Origin of the sequence: Streptomyces sp. Edi2 (genome assembly GCF_040253635.1) — a bacterium.
Lineage (GTDB): Bacteria > Actinomycetota > Actinomycetes > Streptomycetales > Streptomycetaceae > Streptomyces.
Map to the genome: position 1 here is coordinate 6,829,880 of NZ_JBEJGX010000003.1, position 20,921 is coordinate 6,850,800.

At 69.1% G+C, this 20,921-nt stretch carries 30 protein-coding genes and 1 pseudogene; 21 read left to right on the top strand and 10 right to left on the bottom strand.

Features of this window, described 5'->3' with window-relative positions; genetic code table 11:
* Positions 1–7: 7 nt before the first annotated feature.
* The 3 genes from ABR737_RS33395 to ABR737_RS33405 form a co-directional block, all read right to left on the bottom strand.
* Positions 8–682, bottom strand: a complete 675-nt coding sequence (locus ABR737_RS33395) for a hypothetical protein (protein ID WP_350254630.1) — start codon at positions 680–682, stop codon at positions 8–10.
* Positions 682–999 carry a DUF6112 family protein gene (locus ABR737_RS33400; RefSeq protein WP_350257023.1) on the bottom strand — a complete coding sequence of 106 codons (318 nt, stop codon included), beginning with the start codon at positions 997–999 and terminating at the stop codon, positions 682–684. The genes ABR737_RS33395 and ABR737_RS33400 overlap by 1 nt, the downstream gene beginning before the upstream one ends.
* A 123-nt stretch (positions 1,000–1,122) precedes the next feature.
* On the bottom strand, positions 1,123–2,241 hold the full coding sequence (locus ABR737_RS33405) for a C40 family peptidase (protein ID WP_350254632.1): 1,119 nt from the start codon (positions 2,239–2,241) through the stop codon (positions 1,123–1,125).
* Between the two features lie 507 nt (positions 2,242–2,748).
* Here ABR737_RS33405 and ABR737_RS33410 point away from each other — a divergent pair.
* The 9 genes from ABR737_RS33410 (at position 2,749) to ABR737_RS33450 (ending at position 8,163) form a co-directional block, all read left to right on the top strand.
* On the top strand, positions 2,749–3,504 hold the full coding sequence (locus tag ABR737_RS33410; protein ID WP_350254634.1) for a DNA-methyltransferase: 756 nt from the start codon (positions 2,749–2,751) through the stop codon (positions 3,502–3,504).
* Positions 3,505–3,750: 246 nt separating this feature from the next.
* Positions 3,751–4,308 (top strand): DUF4913 domain-containing protein, encoded by a 558-nt coding sequence (locus tag ABR737_RS33415; RefSeq protein ID WP_350257024.1) that lies wholly within the window; start codon positions 3,751–3,753, stop codon positions 4,306–4,308.
* Positions 4,305–4,778 (top strand): hypothetical protein, encoded by a 474-nt coding sequence (locus ABR737_RS33420; RefSeq protein ID WP_159482628.1) that lies wholly within the window; start codon positions 4,305–4,307, stop codon positions 4,776–4,778. The genes ABR737_RS33415 and ABR737_RS33420 overlap by 4 nt, the downstream gene beginning before the upstream one ends.
* 18 nt (positions 4,779–4,796) lie before the next feature.
* Complete coding sequence (locus tag ABR737_RS33425) at positions 4,797–5,498, top strand: hypothetical protein (RefSeq protein WP_350254635.1); 702 nt, start codon at positions 4,797–4,799, stop codon at positions 5,496–5,498.
* 28 nt (positions 5,499–5,526) lie between these two features.
* Entirely contained in the window at positions 5,527–6,282 is a 756-nt protein-coding gene (locus ABR737_RS33430; protein ID WP_350254636.1) for a hypothetical protein, read from the top strand.
* Positions 6,283–6,464: 182 nt separating this feature from the next.
* Complete coding sequence (locus tag ABR737_RS33435; protein ID WP_350257025.1) at positions 6,465–6,779, top strand: SH3 domain-containing protein; 315 nt, start codon at positions 6,465–6,467, stop codon at positions 6,777–6,779.
* A 58-nt stretch (positions 6,780–6,837) separates the two neighbouring features.
* A complete protein-coding gene (locus ABR737_RS33440; RefSeq protein WP_350254638.1) occupies positions 6,838–7,182 on the top strand; it encodes an SH3 domain-containing protein in 345 nt (114 codons plus the stop codon).
* Positions 7,183–7,258: 76 nt separating this feature from the next.
* Positions 7,259–7,726, top strand: coding sequence for a hypothetical protein (locus tag ABR737_RS33445; RefSeq protein WP_350254639.1), 468 nt, complete (start codon positions 7,259–7,261; stop codon positions 7,724–7,726).
* On the top strand, positions 7,723–8,163 hold the full coding sequence (locus tag ABR737_RS33450) for a hypothetical protein (protein WP_109893099.1): 441 nt from the start codon (positions 7,723–7,725) through the stop codon (positions 8,161–8,163). Before ABR737_RS33445 ends, ABR737_RS33450 begins: the two co-directional genes overlap by 4 nt.
* 28 nt (positions 8,164–8,191) lie before the next feature.
* Here ABR737_RS33450 and ABR737_RS44005 read toward each other — a convergent pair whose 3' ends face one another.
* Positions 8,192–8,407 carry a hypothetical protein gene (locus ABR737_RS44005; protein WP_497137443.1) on the bottom strand — a complete coding sequence of 72 codons (216 nt, stop codon included), beginning with the start codon at positions 8,405–8,407 and terminating at the stop codon, positions 8,192–8,194.
* A gap of 239 nt (positions 8,408–8,646) precedes the next feature.
* Here ABR737_RS44005 and ABR737_RS33460 point away from each other — a divergent pair, with 239 nt between their 5' ends.
* The 8 genes from ABR737_RS33460 (at position 8,647) to ABR737_RS33495 (ending at position 14,874) form a co-directional block, all read left to right on the top strand.
* A complete protein-coding gene (locus ABR737_RS33460; protein ID WP_350254643.1) occupies positions 8,647–9,495 on the top strand; it encodes a winged helix-turn-helix transcriptional regulator in 849 nt (282 codons plus the stop codon).
* The gene (locus ABR737_RS33465) at positions 9,492–10,007 is read left to right on the top strand and encodes a hypothetical protein (protein WP_350254644.1); all 516 of its coding nucleotides are present in this window, start codon (positions 9,492–9,494) and stop codon (positions 10,005–10,007) included. The genes ABR737_RS33460 and ABR737_RS33465 overlap by 4 nt, the downstream gene beginning before the upstream one ends.
* Entirely contained in the window at positions 10,004–11,233 is a 1,230-nt protein-coding gene (locus ABR737_RS33470) for an MFS transporter (RefSeq protein ID WP_350254645.1), read from the top strand. The genes ABR737_RS33465 and ABR737_RS33470 overlap by 4 nt, the downstream gene beginning before the upstream one ends.
* A 28-nt stretch (positions 11,234–11,261) precedes the next feature.
* Positions 11,262–11,570, top strand: a complete 309-nt coding sequence (locus ABR737_RS33475; RefSeq protein WP_350254646.1) for a hypothetical protein — start codon at positions 11,262–11,264, stop codon at positions 11,568–11,570.
* 113 nt (positions 11,571–11,683) lie between these two features.
* Positions 11,684–12,877: an MFS transporter gene (locus ABR737_RS33480; RefSeq protein WP_350257026.1), complete on the top strand. Its 1,194-nt coding sequence runs from the start codon at positions 11,684–11,686 to the stop codon at positions 12,875–12,877.
* Entirely contained in the window at positions 12,838–13,464 is a 627-nt protein-coding gene (locus ABR737_RS33485; protein WP_350254647.1) for an HAD family hydrolase, read from the top strand. Before ABR737_RS33480 ends, ABR737_RS33485 begins: the two co-directional genes overlap by 40 nt.
* A 24-nt stretch (positions 13,465–13,488) precedes the next feature.
* Positions 13,489–14,355, top strand: a complete 867-nt coding sequence (locus ABR737_RS33490) for an SPDY domain-containing protein (RefSeq protein ID WP_350254648.1) — start codon at positions 13,489–13,491, stop codon at positions 14,353–14,355.
* Between the two features lie 30 nt (positions 14,356–14,385).
* Entirely contained in the window at positions 14,386–14,874 is a 489-nt protein-coding gene (locus ABR737_RS33495; RefSeq protein ID WP_350254650.1) for a hypothetical protein, read from the top strand.
* A gap of 107 nt (positions 14,875–14,981) precedes the next feature.
* Here ABR737_RS33495 and ku read toward each other — a convergent pair whose 3' ends face one another.
* The 5 genes and pseudogenes from ku to ABR737_RS33515 all read right to left on the bottom strand — a co-directional run.
* Positions 14,982–15,797 (bottom strand): non-homologous end joining protein Ku, encoded by an 816-nt coding sequence (ku, locus tag ABR737_RS33500; RefSeq protein ID WP_350254651.1) that lies wholly within the window; start codon positions 15,795–15,797, stop codon positions 14,982–14,984.
* A 137-nt stretch (positions 15,798–15,934) separates the two neighbouring features.
* Positions 15,935–16,441: a DUF6233 domain-containing protein gene (locus ABR737_RS33505; RefSeq protein ID WP_350254652.1), complete on the bottom strand. Its 507-nt coding sequence runs from the start codon at positions 16,439–16,441 to the stop codon at positions 15,935–15,937.
* Entirely contained in the window at positions 16,442–16,678 is a 237-nt protein-coding gene (locus ABR737_RS44010) for a DUF8825 domain-containing protein (RefSeq protein ID WP_497137437.1), read from the bottom strand.
* A gap of 26 nt (positions 16,679–16,704) precedes the next feature.
* Positions 16,705–17,457, bottom strand: a complete 753-nt coding sequence (locus ABR737_RS33510; RefSeq protein WP_350257166.1) for a hypothetical protein — start codon at positions 17,455–17,457, stop codon at positions 16,705–16,707.
* A 24-nt stretch (positions 17,458–17,481) separates the two neighbouring features.
* Positions 17,482–17,685: pseudogene (locus tag ABR737_RS33515) on the bottom strand (HNH endonuclease); the annotation flags it as partial.
* 113 nt (positions 17,686–17,798) lie between these two features.
* Between ABR737_RS33515 and ABR737_RS33520 the strand changes: the two are divergent.
* The 4 genes from ABR737_RS33520 to ABR737_RS33535 all read left to right on the top strand — a co-directional run bounded on the left by ABR737_RS33520 (position 17,799) and on the right by ABR737_RS33535 (position 20,000).
* Positions 17,799–18,299, top strand: coding sequence for a dienelactone hydrolase family protein (locus ABR737_RS33520; RefSeq protein WP_502964421.1), 501 nt, complete (start codon positions 17,799–17,801; stop codon positions 18,297–18,299).
* Between the two features lie 136 nt (positions 18,300–18,435).
* Positions 18,436–18,789 (top strand): DUF317 domain-containing protein, encoded by a 354-nt coding sequence (locus tag ABR737_RS33525; protein WP_350254653.1) that lies wholly within the window; start codon positions 18,436–18,438, stop codon positions 18,787–18,789.
* A gap of 85 nt (positions 18,790–18,874) precedes the next feature.
* Positions 18,875–19,162, top strand: a complete 288-nt coding sequence (locus ABR737_RS33530; protein ID WP_350254655.1) for a hypothetical protein — start codon at positions 18,875–18,877, stop codon at positions 19,160–19,162.
* Positions 19,163–19,178: 16 nt separating this feature from the next.
* Positions 19,179–20,000 (top strand): SPDY domain-containing protein, encoded by an 822-nt coding sequence (locus ABR737_RS33535; RefSeq protein ID WP_350254657.1) that lies wholly within the window; start codon positions 19,179–19,181, stop codon positions 19,998–20,000.
* A gap of 206 nt (positions 20,001–20,206) precedes the next feature.
* Here ABR737_RS33535 and ABR737_RS33540 read toward each other — a convergent pair whose 3' ends face one another.
* Positions 20,207–20,899: a hypothetical protein gene (locus ABR737_RS33540; protein ID WP_350254659.1), complete on the bottom strand. Its 693-nt coding sequence runs from the start codon at positions 20,897–20,899 to the stop codon at positions 20,207–20,209.
* Positions 20,900–20,921 lie beyond the last annotated feature (22 nt).

Genomic DNA, 20,921 nt, shown 5'->3' on the forward strand with positions numbered 1-20,921 from the left:
CAGGCGGTCAGGGCGCGACGCGGGGGGCGATGGCGGCCAGCGAGCAGTCGTGGTGGGGCCGGCACTGCACGGCGAGCGTGATGGCGCGATCCTCGGCACCGCCGCCATGCTTCTTCCAGGCGATCTTCTGCTTGCCGTTGACGGTGACGACGTAGACGTACGCCTGGGTGATCGCTGACGGGTCGTCCGCCAGGGCCTGCTTGAACGTGCTCGGGAAGTGGCCCTCGGCGGCCGTGCCGGTGGCGTGCTGGTCCTGGTCGGCCATACGCGACCACAGCACCGGATCGGGGACCTGGCCGGAGACGGAGGTCCAGTCGGCGTACTTCGCCTCCCCGGTCATCCACGCCTGCATGCCGTCGAGTTGCTGGCTACGGCTGGTATTCCGGGTGTCGTAGGACCACAGCATCTTCGCGGCGGCCTTGGCGTAGGCGACCGGCTCAGCGGTCCGCGGCGGCTTCGGCACCGACCCGGTCTTCGCCGGTCGGTCTGACGCGGGCGCGGGTGGAGACGAACTGCTCGTCGGTGTGGGGTGGTCAGGGTGCTGTTCGCCGCGGCCGGTGAGGAAGGCGGCGCCAGCGGCGATGACCAGCAGTACGGCCAGGGCGAGGGCGACGATCGCGATGCGTCGGTTACCTGGCCAGCCGAAGCCGTACGCGGATCGGGGAGAGGGGGGCTTGGGCATCAGTGGATCTGCGACCCCAGCGAGCTGAAGAAGGCCACAATTCCGTTCGCGGCTCCAAGACCGAGGGCGGCACCGGCGGAGACGGTGGCGCCTTTCTTGCCGTTCGCCTCGGCCTGGTGGCCGCCCGAGTGATGGCCCCAGGCCCACACGCCGAGCGAGACGGCGAGGGCGCCGACTACGGCGATGATGCCGAAGAGGTTGATGCTGTTGACGACGGACTTCAGGACGGAGAGGCCGGGCAGGCCACCGCCCTGCGGTGTGATGCCAGGGTTGTAGGCGAGGTAGACGACCCCGCGGTCTACGAGTGACGAGGTGATGGCAAAGCTCCTTGCATGCGCAGGCCCGGTGAGACCCGGCCCGGCGGGAAGGGGAGAAGAAAGAAGAGGGAGGGGCGCCGCGCTCCGGGGGCGGAGGAGAGGCGATGGGCCGGGCGGGCGGCGTCAGAGGACGCGGCGGGCGGCGAGAATCGTCCAGTCCGTGATCGGCGTGATCCGGACCGGCTTGGTGGTCCTGGGAGCCTCGATGACGAGGCCGTCGCCCATGAACATGCCGACGTGCTCGGGCCGGGAGGCAGTGCCGCGGCTGAAGACCAGGTCGCCTGGGCGAAGGTGCGTGGCGGAGACGGCTTTGCCCTCGTGGACCTGCGTGTACGTGGTGCGGGTGAGCTTGACGCCGGTGTGCGCGTACGCCTGCTGCATCAGCGAGCTGCAGTCGCAGCGGCGCATCGGGTCAGGTCCGTGCGCGGCGGTGCAGGTGCCGCCCCACTGGTAGAGCGTGCCGAGCTGGTGCATCGCCCACTCGATCGCCCTGCGGGCCTTCGGATCGGCGTCCTTGGGGATCTTGTAGCCCTTCGGGACGGTGCCCTCGGGGATGGGGCCCCAGCTGGAGCCGTCCTTGCCCGGGACACACGCTGAGGAGGCGCCCGATGACGCGCCCTTGGGGTCTTTGCCCTGGGCGGAGTGGGGGAGGGACGCGGTGATGGCCTTATCCAGCGCGGTGGCCAGGCTTTCCCACTTGGCGTACGCGTCGGGGAAGCCGGACTTCTGGACGGCTTGGGCGGCCTGGGCGACGGTCAGCTGCTGCCAGCCGTGAACCTTCTCCAGCGCCTTGTAGAACTTCGTCGTGGCGTAGACGGGGTCGTGGAGCTGCTGGGCGGTGCCCCAGCCCTGGCTGGGCCGCTGCTGGAACAGCCCGACCGAGTCGCGGTCGCCGCTGTCCAGGTTGCGCAGGCGTGATTCCTGCATCGCGGTGGCCAGGGCGACGACTTGGCCGCGGGCCGGCACGTTGAGGCTGATACCGGTGGTGACGATGGTCTGGGCGTTGGGGATCTGCGTCGCGGGCAGCGTGAGGTCCTTGATGTGGACGTGCTTGCTGTCCGCGCCGTCGAGGATCTTGGTGATCTTCTTCGTGACCGCACCGGTGTCACCCGCGGGGAGGCAATCACCGAACCGGCCGCTGTTCTGAGCGGCTTGGCTGGCAGTAGCCATCATCGTGGCCGTGCCGAAGAGGAGAGCGGGGGAGAGGACGACGACGCCGAGGCCGGCGGCGAGCGCCTTCAACCCGTGCGGCTCGCTCGCAGATCACCGTTTTCGAGCAGGGGTGGGTAGCGAGAGGTCATGAGTGTCCTTTGGTGCAGTTCCGGCGTGCCGCGTGCGCTTGGGGTGGTGGATGGGGTGCGGCGGCCGGGGTGGGCGGTCGAGGCGTTGGTCGGCTTTGGCGAGTTGCCGCTCGCCGCGCCGGCCAGGAGGTGAGCTAGGGGTGCCGGGGCAGGGGGAACCTCCGTCAAGCAGGGTGGGGGATCAGCCAGCGGCGGTGTGCGCCGGGCAGTTCAAAAACAGTAGGCCCAGATTGGCAGTTGACCAAAAAGTTGACGCGAGGGGTCGGAATCCGACCCCCCTGTGCGTCACTTCTTGGTCGTCGGCGAATTCGCCTCTACAGTTTTGGGACTCCCCTCGCCTCCCGCTTGTAGCCCTGGGCTTCTGTATGCCCAATTTCGGCTCGCGGGGACTTGCACGTGCGACGGGGAGACATTCCACCTCAAGCTCCCACACGAATCGGGGTTCTCTTTGCCCTTTTCCCTTCACCAGGGCGACGCTCTGAGCGTCCTCGCCGAACTCCCGGACGACTGCGTCGATTCCGTCATCACCGACCCGCCGTACAACTCCGGCGGGCGCACGGCGAAGGAACGCACCACCCGCAGCGCGAAGCAGAAATACACCTCCGCCGACGCCGGCCACGGCCTCGCCGACTTCACCGGCGAGAACATGGACCAGCGCAGTTACGGCTTCTGGCTGACGCAGATCATGACCGAGGCGCACCGGCTGACCAAGACGGGTGGCACCGCCCTGCTGTTCACCGACTGGCGCCAGCTCCCCGTCACAACAGATGCGATCCAGGCGGCCGGGTGGCTGTGGCGGGGTGTGCTGGCCTGGCACAAGCCGCAGGCCAGGCCCCAGAAGGGCCGCTTCACCCAGAACTGCGAGTTCATCGTCTGGGCTAGCAACGGTGCCATCGACGCTTCCCGTAACCCGGTCTACCTGCCGGGGCTGTACTCAGCCTCGCAGCCGTCGGGCAAACAGCGCCAGCACATCACGCAAAAGCCCGTCGAGGTGATGCGCGAGCTGGTCAAGATCAGCCCCGAGGGCGGCACAGTGCTCGACTTCTGCGCCGGCTCCGGCTCCACGGGGGTGGCGGCCCTGCTGGAAGGCCGCGACTTCATCGGCGTAGAGAAGACGCAGCACTACGCCTCGATCGCGGCCGACCGTTTGACGGAGACAATCCGCACAACCCTCACCCAGGACGACGTGACGCTCACTGCCTGACGCCACAACGGCACGACCTGCGGCGGAGTTTTACACCCTTCGCGGACCTGGCGGCACCCCATAGCCCTGCCGACAGTCCGAGGGCGGAATTGCTCACCACACTTCCCGCTTCCCCATTTCCATGGCTCGTAGGAGGCCATTCCTTTCATGCCTGAATCCGTAGAACCCCCTGTCGACGGGGAGTTGGAACCGGTCCGCATTCCAGATGCCCAATTGGAGGGGATAGAGGCCAGCGTCCGGCGGCTGATGGAGCAGTCGGCCCAGCAGGCCCAACAGCTCGACCACCTTGCCTCCACCCCGGCCGCCGGGGGCACCTCTCCGTTCGCGGCGTTCGGCCTGCCGGCGCCCGGCGGACCGGCCCCGGCAGCGCCGCCGGAGCCACGTCCCATCCTGGAGCTGGAGGGCGAGGCGTACGAGGACGAACTCGACGGCCTCTCGGACTGGGTGGACGACTTCCTCCTGCCCGCCTACGGGACGGAGGTCACCACGGCGACCCCCTGGTGCCTGCAGTGGCAGGAGCACACCGACGTCGTCGCTTGGCTTCATGCCCTGTGGCTCGCCTACCAGCAGCACAAGGACCCAGAAGCGGGCCCGTCCGGGATGCTCGTATGGCACCGGGACTTCCTGACCCACACCATCGCCGCGATCCGCTCGCCAGGCGGTCCACTGTCGGCATGCATGACCTCCCCGGACCGACCCGCGCACCGGGTGCTTCCCGGACCTCCGCCATCGGCGCGAGCCGAGAAGGCGACAGAGACCGAGCCGGAGCCATCCGCGTCCGGTGAGCACGAGCTGACGTCATGACCCGGGGGCAGCATCAGCCGGCCTTCGGCCTGAGCTTCGATCCTCGTGCCCTCACTGACCTCCTCCAAGCCCCCACCGACATCCGCGACCTCACCCTCGCGTACCTGCAAGAAGTGGTGAACGCGGAGCGATTCGGGCTCCGGCTCACGGGTGACTTGGAGGGCTACCGCAAACTTTTTATCGACTCCCGGAAGGACTGGCGCGTCGTCTACGGCCTCCGCCCGGCGCCCGAGACATCCACCTACCGACAGGAGATCCACGTCGTCGCTGTCCGGCCACGGGCCGGCAACGACGTCTACGACACCGTCGGACGCCGCCTGGGGATGACCAGCCGGCCGCTGAGCGCGCGCACCCACGCGGCCCGCTCCAGCTCCCCACAGCTCACGACCCGCAGCCCGGCGCCCATGCCTTCCGCGGTACCGGGCCTGCCCCACCTCCCACAGGCACCCTCGCACCATCACGCCCGTTGAATACACGGAGCCTTGCCTATGCCTCCTGATCCCGCGCCGGTACCCGCCCGGCGCGCGGTCTCCCAGCTCGACCACCGCATCGAGTCCAGCACCGGCCACGACGTCGATGCCCTGCGAGCCCGCCGCGACCGCGGCGTTCTCGACGAGCCGCACGCCCGCCTGGTCGACCGGCACCGCGAACTGGCCCAGGCCGAGACCGCCGTGGCCTTCTACCGCACCCACCTCCACCGCTTGACCAGCGGCGAGTTCCCGATCGATGGAGCCCTGTTCGAGCGCATCAAGAGAGCCGTGGAACAGCTGGAGAACGCCGCCAACGAACGCGACGCCGCCGCTCCGCAGGTGATCGCTGCGCTTGAGCCGATCGAGTCCGCCGCCCGCACAGCGCCAGCGGCCAGGAGCGAACCGATCCCAGCCGCCGACCAGGCAGCGCTGCTGGCCATCATCGGCGGCGCCAAGCTCTACCAGCACCTCCACACCGGACGGATCTCGGCAACTACTGCCGCCGGCATCCGCATCCCCTATCCCGAGCTGAAGCGGCTCGAATCGGCCGGGCTCATCTCACGGGACACCAGCCACCCCCTCCACGCCGGCCAGCCGCTCGCCCTGACCGAAGCAGGGCGCACCGCGCTGGTCTCCGCCCGCCGCATGCCGGTGACCGAGGCGGCCACGAGGGTCACCCGGCCAGGAGCGTGGCCCACCACCTCAGCTCATCGGCGCTGACCGCGCCGATTCCCCATCGAAAGGCTCCATGTCAGCTACCGAATCAAACCCGCCTGACGACCGAAGTCGGCACGCGCCTGAGCTGGATGCCCGGCTTGACGGCTTCGGGGCCGACGAGAAGACCACCCAGGACTATTACGGTCAGATCGTCCTGATCGAGGACCACCTCATCCCGCTCGGCGAGCACCACACTGCCGATGGCGTCCACAGCTTCTACGTCCTGCACGACTCCTCGGCCACCTGGGACGTACCAGGCCACCCCCAGTACGTCGCTCTTCACCTTCAACGCGACCTTGAGTCAAAGACGTTCCGCTTCGAGCGAGCTCTGCTGCCACTGCCCGCGATGGCGCAGTCGTGGCTGATCCACCGTGGCTGCCCGCCGCAGTCCATCGGGCTCAACCCGGAGCTGGGCCCGAAGCCCGCGGACGAGGCGACGCGGGCCCTGGAGCGACGGCTCATGACCGACGGAGACCACTTCGCACTCGGGTACTCCTACACCTGCGACGACCCGGGCGACCCGGTCATCGTGGTGGCGCTGCGTGCCCTGGACGAGCAGGCCCCGTCCGAGTTCCGCGTCGTGGCCGAGGAACTCGATTCCAACGCGTGGACCTACAGCCTGCGCGAGGGCGGCTTCGACACGGTCGAAGAAGCCCTCCAGTGGTGCGACGACCGTCTCAGCGGCACGGCAGGACCGCTCCCACCCGTCAGGCCGGCCACGTCATTCGCCCGGACCGCTCCCGCACCGAAGTCACCTGCTCCACACCCGCCGGCCCGATCACGCTGAGCCTCAAAGCGACCGTGCGCGGCGAAACATAGCCGACGATCGCCGGTTGGCCAAACCGGCGATTCTCCGGACTCTTATATGGCTGCCGGGACGACAGATCTGGCCGCCGCTCCACGCATTCCCCCCTTCCGTAAGGAGGTGTATTTCGCATGCGCTCAACCCGAATTGCGGTATCTGCCGCGATGCTCGGCGTTCTCGCCCTGTCGGTTGCCTCGACTGCGGCGGCTACGGCCGCCCCAGCTTCTGCGGCGAGTAGTTCCCAGGTCGCCCGGCCATGTGACCGGCCTGGTCCGTGGGTGATCGACACGAAGGCCGTGACCATCCGCTCGAAGGCGTCGTCGAAGTCGACCTCCGTCGGGATTCTGTACCGCGGCCACAAGTTCACCGTCCACAAGACCCAAGGCAACTGGCACTACATCACCGACGCGACCACCGGTGAAAGGGGCTGGGTTTCCGGCACCTACGTCTGCCGGCAGGTCTACATGTGCCTCGACTGATTTAGCTGCCTCCGCCTGCCCCACCTCTCTCCCTCCCTTCAACTGTTAGGAAATCTCCTTGCGCCTTTCCCGCATTGCCGCTGCCGCAGCTGTGACCGCGGCCATCGCCCTGCCCGCCGTCACCGCTCCGGCCGCCAACGCCGCAGCCCCGGCGTCTTTCGCTGCCTCTGCCTCGTGTGACAAGTCCGGGCCGTACAAGGTCCACGCCAGCGCCGTGACCATCCGATCCAAGGCGTCGTCGAAGTCGACCGCCGTCGGGGTTCTCTACAAGAGCCACAAGTTCACCGTCCACAAGGTGACCAAGTCCGGCTGGTGGGTCTACATCACGGACAAGAAGACCGGCGTAAAGGGCTGGGTCTCCGGCGTCTACGTCTACCCGACCGTCTACACCTGCCTCCACTAAAAGGCCACACCACGCCGCGCCATCAATGGCTATCGGCGACCTCTCACGGAACCGCCGCAGATGAAAGGAGTCCGTTGTGCTTGACGGCGTAGACGACGTCATGGGCGTCATCACCGAGCATATCGAAGCCCGCTTCGATATGAACCTCGCGGAACTGCAGAAGGCTGTCACCGCGGCTCCGCACGCGAACCGTGAGGCCACAGAGGTCGTCCGCTGGCACGGCATGCTCGCAGAGTCCCAGAAAGCACTGGAAAGGGCTGAGGACGAACTCGTTGCCGTGCTCGAAACCCAGCCGATTGAACTCGACGATCGAGCTATGGCAATGGCTCACCGAGTGAATATGGCCGTGACCGCGAGGAACGGGCGAGCCATGGTCGTGCAGTGGCTCCTCGACCCCACCGCGTACGGAAAGCAGGGCCTGGCCGCGGAACGGCTGGCCCGGCTCAGCCGCGGGGCCCGGCAGGGCCCGGCCGTGCAGACCAGCGCGCCATTCCGGCCAGCGACTGCACCGGAACCGGCATCGGGACGAAGGTTCCTGCGGTGAGCGTCCGACTCAAGCCCAGCACCCTGGACGGCCGGCTGGAGCAGGTCTTCGACGCCGTCATCGCCGACCTGTACGCGACAGCCGCCAGTCCGGACGCCCCCGCCGCGGTGACCCGCGCCATGGAGCTGCGTTCGTTCCTCGCCCTGGCCGAGGAACAGGTCATCCGTGTCCGCGACCGAGTCCACCACGCCATGGCGGCCGAGCGCGACATGGACGAGCTGTCCGCGGGTGACCTGCGGTTTGACGCGCAGTGGCTGGAGGCCGCGCTCGATGCCCGCAACGGCTATCGAGCCGCGCTTGATGACCTGCTGCGCACCATGCCGACTGCTGTCCAGCAACCCCGGCCCGTCCGCATGGCACAACCGGTGGCCACCACCACCCTCCCCACCGCCGCCCCGGCACCGCAGCGTGCCGGGGCGGCCCGGGCCCGACCGTGAAAGCCCCCGATTGCCTGACCACATCACGTCACCCGAGATAGCGGGACAGATCCAGGACCTGTACGGCGCACCGCTGGCCGACCTGGAGGCATACAGCCAGGACCAGCCGCCCGGCATGCTCGCCGCCCTTCTCGGCATGCACTGCGACCTCGCCGTCGCCGAGCAGAGCATCACCGTCCACCGCGACCGCCTCGCCCAACTCGTCCACCCGGATCGGCAGATAGGCGGACCTGAGGTGTCGCACGTTCTCGACTGCGCCCGACGGCTCGCCGAAGCAGTCGCTGTGCGCGACCTCCAGGCCAAGACGGCTTGCGCCGTCCTCAGGAGCCTCGGTCGCGTCACCCCGACCCCGGGGCGCGCCGCCTCACCCGAGCCGGCACCCGCCCCCGTGCCAGCCCTGCCCGCTTCACCCGTCCCGACCGCGAGCACTGCTCCAAGCCGCTGACCCACGGGCTCCGTTCACTCACCCAGGAAGTTCCTCCATTGGCTACCACCGGTCTGCCCTCCGACACCGGCGCCGATATCGCCCGCGTCTCCGAGGCCCTGGCCATGATCACTCCGCGATGGCACGTGCGGATCCTGCTGGCGCTGGGCCGTCCGCTGCGCTACAGCGAAGTCGCGGACAAGGTTGCCTGGCTGCAAAACGGCCAGCTCCATCCCCGGCTTCAGTCCCTGTGCGAAGCCGGCCTCGTCCAGCGCACCGAGCACACCCCGCGGCACGTCACCTACGGCCACACCGATCGCGGCGCCGCCCTGCTGCCGGTACTGCCGCTGATCGTCACCTGGGCGGAGGAACATCTGGAGAAGGCAGACCGGCCGCTGCCCGCGATCGAGCAGATCGAGGACAGCCTCACCCTCCTCACCCGGCGCCACGCCGCCGCGATCCTGTGGGTACTGAAGTCCCGCGGGCAGACCGGCGGTCGGACCCTGGCCAAGATGGTCATGCCCGACAGCGACTGGACCAACGTCTACCCGCCCCTGCGGCAGCTCGTGGCTGACGGCTTGGTCGACACCGCCGGCATCGGGAAGCCCTACCGCCTGTCCGATGCCGGCGACGCTCTCGGGCCTGTCTTCGGCGCTCTGTCCGCGTGGTCGGCCGGGCAGCCCCTCACCCAGGCCGCCCGGCACCCGCTCTGGGGACGCCCGGACACCGCGCCCGCTCCGAAGACCTGGGTCAGCAACCAGTCGCGGCTACCAGCCCCAACCACCACGCCCGCACCCAGCACGAACGACCAGATCTCCTCACTGACGTGGCAGCACCGCGACCTGTTCTCCCATGCCACACCCGCTCGTTCGGGGGCAGCACTCGCGGCGGGAGGGCCGCGCCGATGAACAGCTCCCCCTCCACGGCCACCATGCCGGATGCCTGCTCGGCGCTTTCCTATCCGGCCCTGATCCGCCTGATCGCCGAGATCGACGACAACGGACCCATACCCCTGCGCCGACTGGCCGGCACCCTCGCTGATCTCTCCGAGAACCGCCTTCGCAGGGCCACCGATCTGGCCCGCGACCTCGGCCTCGTCCACGTCCGGCCTGAAGGCCGCCTCGGACTGACCACATCCGGATCGGAGTTGGCGGACCTCTACGACGCGACAGCACGGTGGGCCCGCCGCCACTCCTATCCGAGCACCACCTCCGACTTCACCAACCGCATCCAGAGCACCCTCGCACTCCTGGCAGCGGCACCCGCCCTCACTGAGGAGCGCGGCCTCTGTGGCCCAACAGCCGACTCCCAGCTGACCGCGGACGCTCACGCCGACTTGACCGGGGCACGTGATCTGCTGGATCAGTGGCTGGCCGCGAACCAGGCAGTCCAGCGCGGCGCGTCCCAGTCCGCCGAGTGACGGGCCCCACCGTCTGGCCCCGGCAGCCCGGCACAACCGCTCCGACCTTGCTGCGTGGCGTCTATCTGCCCCGGGCGGCCGACGGCGCCGCGTTCGCGATGACCACCTACGGCATCCCCCTCCTCGTCCTGGCCACTACCGGGTCTGCGGGGCTAACGGGGTTGGCCTTCGCACTGGAATGGCTGCCCCGGCTCGGCGCCTTCGTGGTGGCCGGCACTCTCGTCGACCGCCACGGCACCGCACGCGTCTTCCGCGCCGCGTGCGTCCTGCGGGCCCTGGTCGTCCTCACCGCTGCGCTCCTGCTGACGGTCCACGATGCCGGGGCGCTCGCGGCGGTGATCGTCATGGTGCTCGCCCCGGCATCTGGCGTCCTCACCGAGTTCAGTTACGTCGCCGCCGAAACCGCCGGCGGCGAGGCGAGCCGTACAGCCGGAGGCCGGGCGCACCGAGTGCAGTCCGTTCTGCTGGGGATCGACCAGAGTGCCATGCTCGCCGGACCTGCGGTGTCGGGCCTGCTGTTGGAGCACGGCGGCCCGCCAGTGATGCTCAGCACGCTCGCGGGCTTCTCGCTCCTCGCCGCCGCCCTCAGCCCCCGCCAGCGCTCGCACCCTATCGGTGCTATGCCGGAGAAAAGCGGGCTCGGGTCAGGCTGGCGGACGCTACGTACGCTGCCGGCGCTCGCTTGGCTGGTGGGCGGCCTGCTCGTTTCCAACGTGGCCATCGGCCTTCTCCAGGCGGCCATGCCGATGATCGTGGTCAACGAACTCGGGCGTTCCAAATCCGATGCCGGACTCATCTGGTCCGCCGCAGCCCTCGCGTCCCTGCTCGCCGTCACCTCAGCCCGCCGGGCGATCGACCGCTGGGGCCTGTGGCCGGTGGGCACCGCCTCCGCTGCCATCGCAGCCACGGCAACCCTCGCCGTCGCCCATGCCGACTCCTACCGCGGCTACCTCCTGCTGATCGCCGTCCTGATGGCCGGCGAAGGCGGACTCACCGTCGTCCTGCGCACCATGCGCTCCCATCTCATCCCACGTGACGTCTTCGGCAGCACCCTCGCGGTGACGATCCTGCTGCTCCTGCTGCCCTTCCCCGCAGCCGGACTCCTCGTCGCGGCGATTCCGCCCTCCCAGCTCGGACACGCCCTCACCGCTGCTGCCCTCCTGCAAGCCCTCGGTCTCGCGACCACCTTCACCCGGCTACGCACACTGCCCGCCGCATCTTCTTGACCCGCAGCAAAGAGAGGATTCACCGCTCATGCCCACCATCACGCAGGACCGACTGCCGGGCCTTCGCCGTTCCTCGACGATCACCGACCGGTTCCGCGCCTTCGACGCCCAGCACCCCTGGATCTACCGTGCCTTGGAGCAGCTCGTCGAGGAAAGGCTCGGCGCGGGGGCGAAGAACGTCGGGACGAAGGCGCTGTTCGAGGCTCTGCGATGGCGCCACCCGCACGAGGTCAGGGGTCTCAACAACGACTACACCGCGCTGTACGCGAGACGGCTGCTCGCCGAGCACCCGCAGTGGGCATCCGTGATCGAGATTCGCCGCCGACGCAGCCCGTGAACACCCCATCCCATCACCCGACCCTGTTCTGACCGTCGAGGAGCCTGTTCTTGCCCGACCGTCCTGTCGCCCTGGGCGTCGCCGCAGCCGACACGGAGGGGCAGGCCGGTCGCGTGAGTCCGACAGCCGCCTCGGCCCGGCGCAGCCGGGGCCTGCTGACCGGCTACTTCCTCGGCATGGGAGTGGTGATGGCCATCTGGGGCGCCCGGATGCCGGCCGTACAGCAAGCCGCCCACCTGACCACCGCACAGCTGGCTCTGGTGCTGCTGGCCGCCGCGCTCGGCATGGTCGCCGGACTGAAATTCGGAGGCCGTCTAGCCCTCCCCGAGCGGCTTCCCACCCTGCTCACCGGCGGAGCCGCCGGCCTCGCCGGCTGCCTTGCCCTCCTTGGGCAGTGCAACAGCCTTGCCTCGCTGCTCGCGGCGGCGCTGGCCTTCGGGGCCACCCACGGCGTACTGGACGTCGCCGCCAACGCAGCGGCGGTGCGCTGCCAGAACGCGTACGGCAGATCGATCATGTCTGGCTTCCACGCCGCTTACTCCCTCGGCGCTCTCGGCGGCGCCGCCCTGACCGCCGCCACCGCCCACACCGCGCACACCAGTCTCTTCCTCGTAACCGGCCTGGCTGTGGCGGTGGTTGCGCTCGGCGCCGCACCGGCGACCCAGACCCTGAGCGGTGCCGATCAACCGACGACGCCCACCTGCCGAGGGGCCGACGAACGCCGACCGCCGCTGTCCCGCGCGAAGTTGTGGCTGCTGGGGGTGCTGGCCGCGGGATCGCTGCTGGGTGAGGGGGCAGCCGCCGACTGGGCGGCCGTCCACCTGCACAGCCTGCATGCCACAACGGCCGTAAGCGCCACCGCATTCGCCGTCTACAGCGCCGCCATGGCCCTCGGACGCCTGACCGGGGACCGTCTCCACACCGTCTTCGGCGCCACAGCCGTGGTCCGGGCCGGCGCGGTGCTCGCCGCGGCCGGGCTTGCCACCGGCGTCCTGGCCGCCAGTGTGCCGTGGGCGCTCGCCGGATGGGCGGTCTTCGGACTCGGCCTGTCCACCACCGTCCCCTCGCTGATCACCGCGGCCGGAGCCGGTGGCCCCAGCGCCGTGGCCACGGTCGCCGTCATCGGCTACGTGGGCCTGCTGGCCGGCCCCGCCTTGATCGGCGCCCTCGCCAGCGCCACTGCCCTGCCTGCGGCCCTGCTGCTGCCCGCCCTGCTCGCTGCCGCCGTTGCCGGCCTGTCCCATCGCGCTCTGGAGAACACCGCCCCGTGCCCCGCACCACCACGCACACCGGCCCCGACGCCGTAATCCTCGACTACAACGGCGTGCTAGGCGTCCAGCCCACCACCACCCAGTGGCTCCGCCTCGCCCGCACTGCCACCGGGGAGGCAGACCTCGCCGCCTTCCAGAACGCCTTTTGGAGCGCGCGTCCCCTCTACGACGCCGGCCAGCTCAGTGACCAGGCGTACTGGGCTCAGGTCCTCGGCTTCCATCCCAGCAGGCGCCTGCTGCGCGAACTACGTGTCGCTGACACCAACATGTGGATCACCACCGACGACCGCGTCCTGCGTGTCCTGCACCGCGCCCACCAGACAGGACTGCCGATGGTGCTCCTGTCGAACGCGCCCGCCCACCTCAGCGACGTGCTCGACACCCACGACTGGCGCCGGTTGATGACCCACGCCCTGTACTCGGCTCGGCTGGAGGTGTGCAAACCCGACCCCGCCACTTACCAACACGCCCTGAACACCCTCGGAGCCGCCCATCCGGAGCGCGTGCTCTTCGTGGACGACCGTGGCGACAACTGCAGCGCCGCCCGCCGACTGGGACTGCGCACGCTGCACTACACCGGCCGGCCTGCCGACCTCGAAGCAGCGATGCTGCCCGCCGGCTGACCAACCCCAACCTCTCAGGATCCCGTGCCACCCCACGACGACCTTCGCACGTTAGATGGAGACGTCTATGTCTCCCCGCGCTACCTCGCCCGCTCCACCACGACTGGCGACCCCGCCCTTGCCCCACTCCTCGACCTCGGCTGGGACCTCCAGCACGACGACCTCGGCAACGTCTACGTCCATGCACCCGACCGCAAGGTCCGCCTCGGATACCTCCCCGAAGGCGAGGACGACGGTCTCTGGCGCATCAACGCCTATACGGACCCCTTCGGCCCGCCCACTTGGGGCGCCTGCTTCAACGATTCCAGCCCGACAGAGTTCGTCCGTGCCTTCACCACCGCGCTCGCCGAGGCGTACGAGCACGGGCCGGATACCTACCTCGCGGCGCCGGATCCGGGGCGCACCGACCGAGACCCGTTCCTTGCGGTAGCGCCGCTCATCAACCGTGGCTGGGAGGTCGAACACCCCCGGTGGGGCGTCTTCGCGGTCCAGTCGGCCGACGGGCTTGCCGGGCTGGAGTTCACCACCGGACACCTCGATCCGGAAGCCGAGCTGACCACCCGCGATGCCCGCTGGCAGCTGTGGGCCGGCACTTCCCTCGACCGCCCCGCCTGGTACGCCACCGCCAGCACCGACACCCCCGTCGCCCTGCTCAAAGCCGTCACCGAGTGCGTCTCCGACCCGGCCCCGCTGCCCCGATGGCGACAGGACACCCACAGCTACGTCGAGGGCTTGGCCCAGCTCACCCCCACCCTTCCGCCGAGCCCCCCGGCCCCCACCCCACTCGACATTCAACGGGCCGCCTCTCGCGGCCCGGCTGTACTCCCCGCTCCCAGCGTCCCGCGCTGGAGTACCACCAGCCGCCCTGCCCTGCCCGGCCCCCGTCGATAGGCCCTGCGCCACTCCTACCGGAAGCCGCTCATGTCACTTCAAGCCCGCCAGTTCTTCGCCGAGCTGTGCCTGCCCTTCACCGACAGCACGGTCGTCGGGAACACCTACTACGCCACCCCTATCGCGGGAGCGGCGCTGCGACTGCGCATCAGCTTCACGGAGATGATCTATGCGGATACGTACGGCGGCCTCCGTGTGGCGGTCGTCCACGCAGACAGGGGCGAGATCGACGCCGTGGCACTCAGCTTCGTCGATCACGGCACCTTCCACCGTCGTGATGAAGCCCAGAACACGCCGCGGAACAGCCGCGAGTGCGGCACCTTCAACACCTACCACCGACCTGGCCAGCCGCCCTGGGAAGGGGCAGTCGTTACCGATCTTCGCGATGCCGTCGAGCAATACACAGGGGTCTGGTTCCCCGAAGCCTGGAAAACTCCCACACCGTTTCGTGTCGCCGGCCGCACCGCCCAGAAGGCTCCGGCACCGCCGGTATCCCGCACTGCGAGCCGCACCCGCTGAACCGCCCCCGCCCGAACCATCGCCCTGAGCAGCAGGCCCCCGGAAGAAAGTCCGGGGGCCTGCTGCGTACGGTCGGATCGGCGCGACGCGATGGTGGCAATGCAGCGTCAGCCGCTCTTGCGGCCGGGATCAGGCGATCTCCTCTTCTTCGAGCTGCGTGTGCCCTGTGCAGCCCGAACGCTCTCCTCAAGCATGGCCATCAGGTCCACCACCGGCCCGACTGGCGTCGCAGGGGCATGCGGTGGCTCCTGCCCGGCGAGCTTCGCCGTCACCACGTCGTCCAGGGCCGTCCGGTAGTGGTCATGCTGCTCATCGAGCCGAAAATCCTCCGAAAGCGAGGTCATCAGGGTCCGGGCCATCTGCAACTCCTGGCGTCGCGGCTCCGGGGCAGGGGCCACCAGGGCTTCCGCGGAGCGGATCTCGTCTGGCCACAGCAGCATCTGCGCGACGATCACCTCCTCGCGGACCCGCAGGACCACGAGGCGTTCCGGGCCGCGCAGAGCCATGCGGGCAATTCCGACCTGGCCGCTCTGCTTCATCGCGTCCCGCAACAACCGGTACGGGCGGGCTCCGGCTCCATCGACTCCCAGGAAGTACGACCTGTCCAACGTGATGGGGTCGATCTGGTCGGACGGCAGGAAGCCGACCACCTCGATTGCCTTCACGCTGGGAAGGGGCAGATCTGCCAGATCGCTGTCCCTGAGCACGACGGTGCGGCCATCCGGGGCCTCGTAGCCGCGCGCGACTTCCTCGTACGGCACCTCGACACCTTCAGCCTCGCAGATGCGCCGTTGACGGATTCTGGCGCCATCCTTGGCATGCACCTGATGCAACGGTACGGCGCGCCGCTCGGTCGCCGAATGAACCAAAACGGGTATGGACACCAGCCCGAAGGTGATGTGGAGTCTCGTGATGGCGGCCATGCCTCCATGCCACCTCCGAGCAGCGGTGATCGCATTCCGGCGCCCGACTGACCAGCATCGATGCCATCCGCGGAAGCCGCCCAGGAGAGCGCTGCTCCGGCGAAGACCGGAGCGGGTGAGGGCCGGCGGACAGCGAGCTAGGCGTACCCCGTTCCGAGTTCCAGCGCGGGCTTGAGTACCGCGGCGGCGTCGCAGTCGTGGCAGGCTCGCGCGCCCGGCCGCATCAGTGCATCGAGCGCTTCCATCGCGTCCAGCTCCCTCCCCCCGCCGCCCGCCTTCCGGCAGCCGGCGTCGTGCACAACCGTGCCGCCCCGCCGCTCGGGATCCGGCCGTACTACCCATCCCGACGGTGGGGGCGGGGGGAGTTCTGCCGGGAGCCGGTGCGTCGGAACGGAAGACAAATCCACCCCCTCGATCGGCTGGAGCTGGTCGGCTGTGACCCAGACCCTGTACTCCGCCGCCTCCACGCCAGTTGATGTTGCCACCCAGGACGGCACCCCGATGAGATAGCGCCACGGGTGCGGCCCCCGCGTCTCACGCCTCTCATGAAGGCGCACGCGTACGGTCTGCCCGTCAGGCAAGGTCAGGGAGATCTCGGCCGACCGGCTTCCGGCCGGCGGCTGGTCCTTGGCGCCGCCGCCCATCTACGGCGCTCCGGACTCCAGATGCCTCGCCCGTCCGCGCAGAGTCACCCGCTCGCCGCATCCTGCATCGCGCGACGACCAGTGCGGGTGCCACCACACCTGCACCGACAGCTTCAGCAGACGCCGCCGAAGCGCAGTCGTCCCTCCTCGTCGCGCTGGATCGGCGAGGGCCCGGTACGTACGGTCCCAGGCGCATTGCGCGGCGAGAAGGTCCTCGGGGAAGGAAGGGCATCGCATACCAGTTATTGCATCACGTGTTCGATTTATGGCGCATCCGCGCAGGTGGGGCGAGGTGGCCTGTTGTGACTGAGCGCCCGAGTTGGCCGCTTAAGCACCTCGCCTGGCCTCTGCGGGTGCCCGGTCGACTCCGGGACCACATCGAGCAGCGCGGCCCCCACCCCGAAGGCTCGCTCGGGTACACCGGAGCGGACGCCATCCCGTGCCTGTTCGGGGGCGCCGGAGTGCTCCTCGCCGCTGAGGTGAGGCGTTGCGGGGAGGACACCGCAACGGCCCGCGACCTCGTTCTTGTCTACGAGGTCGTCCACGAGGATCGGAGGTGTCGGCATCACTTTGAGCGTCTTTCGGGCAGGCTTGTTGACTACCTTGTGGATCTCGTGATGCAGATCTGCCCACATCGCAGGGAGATCATCAGAGATTGGTCCCGCATCCAGGAAGGTGGTGGGGACTGACCTGCCCACTACCTTGCAGGCACTCCTCATAGTCGCGTTCAAGATCTGATCAGCCAGCTTCCCCACACCAACCGGTGACACCGCGCAGAAGCAGAGCCGTGCGTAGCTGGCCTCCTTGGCCGCGTGGCCGATCGCTTGAAAGCTCCGCCGGAGTTCGTTGGTTGAGGAGCCTCGCTGCTCCGTCGCCTGAAACGAGTGGGCAGCAGTGAGCCACGTCTCGATGAACACGCGGAACTTTTGGTAGGCCGCCAAAAAGTCAATGTGATCAGGATGCGCAGCGAGAGCGTACGGAGAGAACGGGCTCAGGTTCGCCTTGTACTGGAGCATGGACACGCGGTCGATGTGGCCTCGATCGAAGAGCGTATGGCAGGTCGGGCAGAGGGCGATCAGGTTCTCGAACTCATGTCGCTTTACCTGGGCCCAGGGTCGGATGTGGGCAATCTCGATGACGGGGACGCGGCAGACCGGTATGGCGCAGCGATGGCCAGCTTCTACACGGACTCGCCGGTCTAACGCGCTAGGAATTGCGGGGCGATTGGCGGGCATGACCATCATGCTAGAGAGGTCTACCGACAGTCGATGCCCACTGCCTGCGCAAGCGCACCTTCGAGGCGCAGGGCGGCAGCCTTGATGATGGCCCCCAACAACGGCCTGGGGAATCCTGGCTGGTGGCCCGGGCCCGGCAATCCGCGGCGTGCGGCTACGCGATGGCCGCCATCGACGCCCCCGGGTGCAGCGACCGGCCTCGTTCCGCCGTCGATGAGCAGGCCCGCGCCGCCCTCCGCCGGGCGATGCAGGTCGGCGAGCCGGTCGACGAGATCTCTGAGTCTCTCACCGGCCCGCTGGTCGAAAAGGCGGTCCCGGAATGGCGGACCACCCTGGATGCCCTCCTTTCGCTGCCCGAGATCGGCGGCCTGATCGGGTACTCGGGGATGACCGCCATCGGCATTCGGCTGGCGGTGGTCGAACCGCGCATCGCGGCCGCCGGCTTCTTCGCCGGGTTACGTGCCCCGCGCCCAACGCGAGAAGGCCGGCAGGTCACCATTCCGCTGCTGTTCCTGCTGCAGTGGGACGACGAAGGGAGCCCCCGGCAGCGGGCCCTCGACCTGGTCGATGCCTTCGGCACCAAGGGGTGCCCATTGGACGTGAGACTCGGCCACGGGAGCTGAGATCCCACAACTGTCCAAGGACACCAGTTCGCCTGGGGCAGACGCGAAAGATCCACGAAAGACTGGCCAAGGGTTGCAGGGGCATGTCAACGTAGAAGTCTTCCCGGAAAACCCCAGGTCAGAGAGGTGATTGCTCGTGACCGTGGCTCCTGCCAGCCCCGGTTTTTCCACCACCGCCGAAGCCCTGCGGCTGCGCGATTGGCAGCTCGGCCCGGGCCAGCCGACGCTCGTCATGGACCAGTTCCCCGCCGAGGACTTCAACCTGATCGTGGACGACCGGGGGGACGTGCATGTGAGCAGCACGGACGGCCGCCTCTACCTCGGATGGTTCCCGCTCGGCCGCCCCGGCGGTGACGGCGAGGGGTGGAAGATCGCCGTCACCGGCACCGCCAAGGCTCGCGGCTACCAGATGTCCTTCGACGTGGAGACGCCGGCCGATGTGGTCGCCGCCGCTGTGGCACGCGTGCTGGAGACCTCCCGGCGCCGTTGACTCCAAAGGCTCGAATCGGAAGTCCTCCACGCGAGGTCTCCATCCCCGGCGGCACAGTCCGCCACCCCACCGAAGGAGGCTGTCCGTGGACCCGGAGTTGACCGTCGGCGATCTCATCGGCCTGCTGTTGGCCTGCGATCGGGACGCGCCGGTGCGGCAGGCGATGAACCCGTTCTTCCCAATGGCGCACCGCCTCGCGCAGGTCGTCCAGTCCGTGGACGAGACGGGCCAGACCGTCGTCTATCTCGCTGAGGGGAGGGACGCGGACACACAGTTCGGCCATCTGCCGCCCGACGTTGCCGTCGAGCTGGCCTGGCAGTCGCCCATCCAAGCGCCCCCGCGCCGCCCCCGTCGCACCGCCGGCCGCAAGTAGAACCGCAACCTAGCCTTTGGAGGCGCCCCTGTACCCCGAGCACCCCCTCGACCCGTCCACCCCGCACACGGCTCAGACCGCGTACTGGGTCGGTCCCCGGCACCTGGCCGGTGACGACGGACGTCTCTACGACACCGTCGCCGACACGCTCGCCGGCCTCGGCTGGACGAGCCTGACGATCGTCCGCGGACGGCAGGAGCCAGACGATCAACCGGAGGACCGCCAGGTCCTGCGCAGCACCGTCCTGCACATCAGCCCCGACACTCTTCGCTGGGCCCAGTGGGTTCTGGCGGACGAGCCGTTCCACCTGGGGGAGCTGCCGATCGCCTGGCAGGTCTCCGCTCGCGCGGATGCGAGCAGCCCGCTCGCACAGTGGTCCGCCTACTTCACCCCCGACGTCCCGGGGGAAGTCCTTGCCGACTTTCTCATCGCGCTTGACGCCCGCGACGAGCCCGATGTCCCGCTCGGTGGCGCCGAGCTGGTCCTCGATGCGGTCACCGCACACGGCTGGCTCCGCGACATCGACCAGCCTCACGCGGGAGCGATCGACCCGACCTTCGCCTCGCACCTCAGTTTCGGAGAGGTGCCACCCCTCATCCAGGACGCAGACCCGCGCGCCCTGACGGCCCAGGCCGACGAGGCGAGGCCGGCCGGGTGGCAGGCGTGGGCCGAGCCCGTGCTGGGCGCACCCATCCTGTGGGCCGCCTCCTTCAGCGCCAGCGTGCCGCAAGACCTTGTCGCGGTGTTCGCCAACGGGCTCAGCTCGATCGCACCGGTCCTGCGCCGGGTCCTGCCCGAGAGCACACGCGAGCGGCTCCTGCGCGCCCCGGCCAGCTGAGACAGGGGCGGCGTGCCGGCCCGTCTCAGATACGTCAATCAGACGCTCGTAAGCCCGGCCACCCCGATAGGGGCGGCCGGGCTTACGACTTTTGGGGGTGCACTGGCCCGGGCCAGGTCATGGGGGCGACGGCATGTCCGTCCAGGTGCCCTGATGGCGCGCCGGTGCCCCCGACCCCGCGGTCGGGGGCACCGGCATACGGCGTGTCAGCGGGTTGCTGCCGCCTTGGCGAGGGCCTCGTCGAGGTGCTGGTCGACGAGGGCCGGCGAGCCGGAGACGATGACCAGCACGCCGCCGTTACGGATCGCGGTCTGCTTCACCACGGTGTCGCGCCCATCGGAGGAAAAGGTGAGGAGCTGACTCCACCGCTCGTCCCCGAGCTGGGGCGCGATCATCTTCTGCGTGGTCACGTCGGCCTTCGTGCTGCCGACGAGGACCTGGTACTGCGGGCATCCGGTCATGGCGTCGAAGATCCGGCCGGTGCCGGTCGAGAGCTTCCCTGCGGTGTCGCTGTAAAGCTCCTCGGAGATCTCCGAGTTGCTGCTGGCTGTGTAGGTGAAGGTGGCCTTCGCCTTGTGCGAGAAGTTGAGCGAGCCGCCCATGGCCGCATCGCCGCCCAGGGCGTTCAAGGCGGGACAGCCGAGAACGGAGACGTCGTCGTGCTGGGTGGGACGCTTGGGCGTGCGGGCGTAGCCGCTACCGAGGTCGCTCTCGTCGAGCAGGCGCGTCTTCAGCGCAGCCGACGACAACGGCGCGTCGTGCCCGGCATGGGCCGGCTTACCGCTGCGGGCGGAGGAGGGAGTGGCCGGCTTGGCCCCGGTGCTGTTGCCCGAGCAGGCGGGCAGGGCGAGGAGAGCAGCGGCGGTGAGGCCGAGGGCGGCGACGATGCGAACGCGCATGGTGGAACTGACCCCTTGGTGT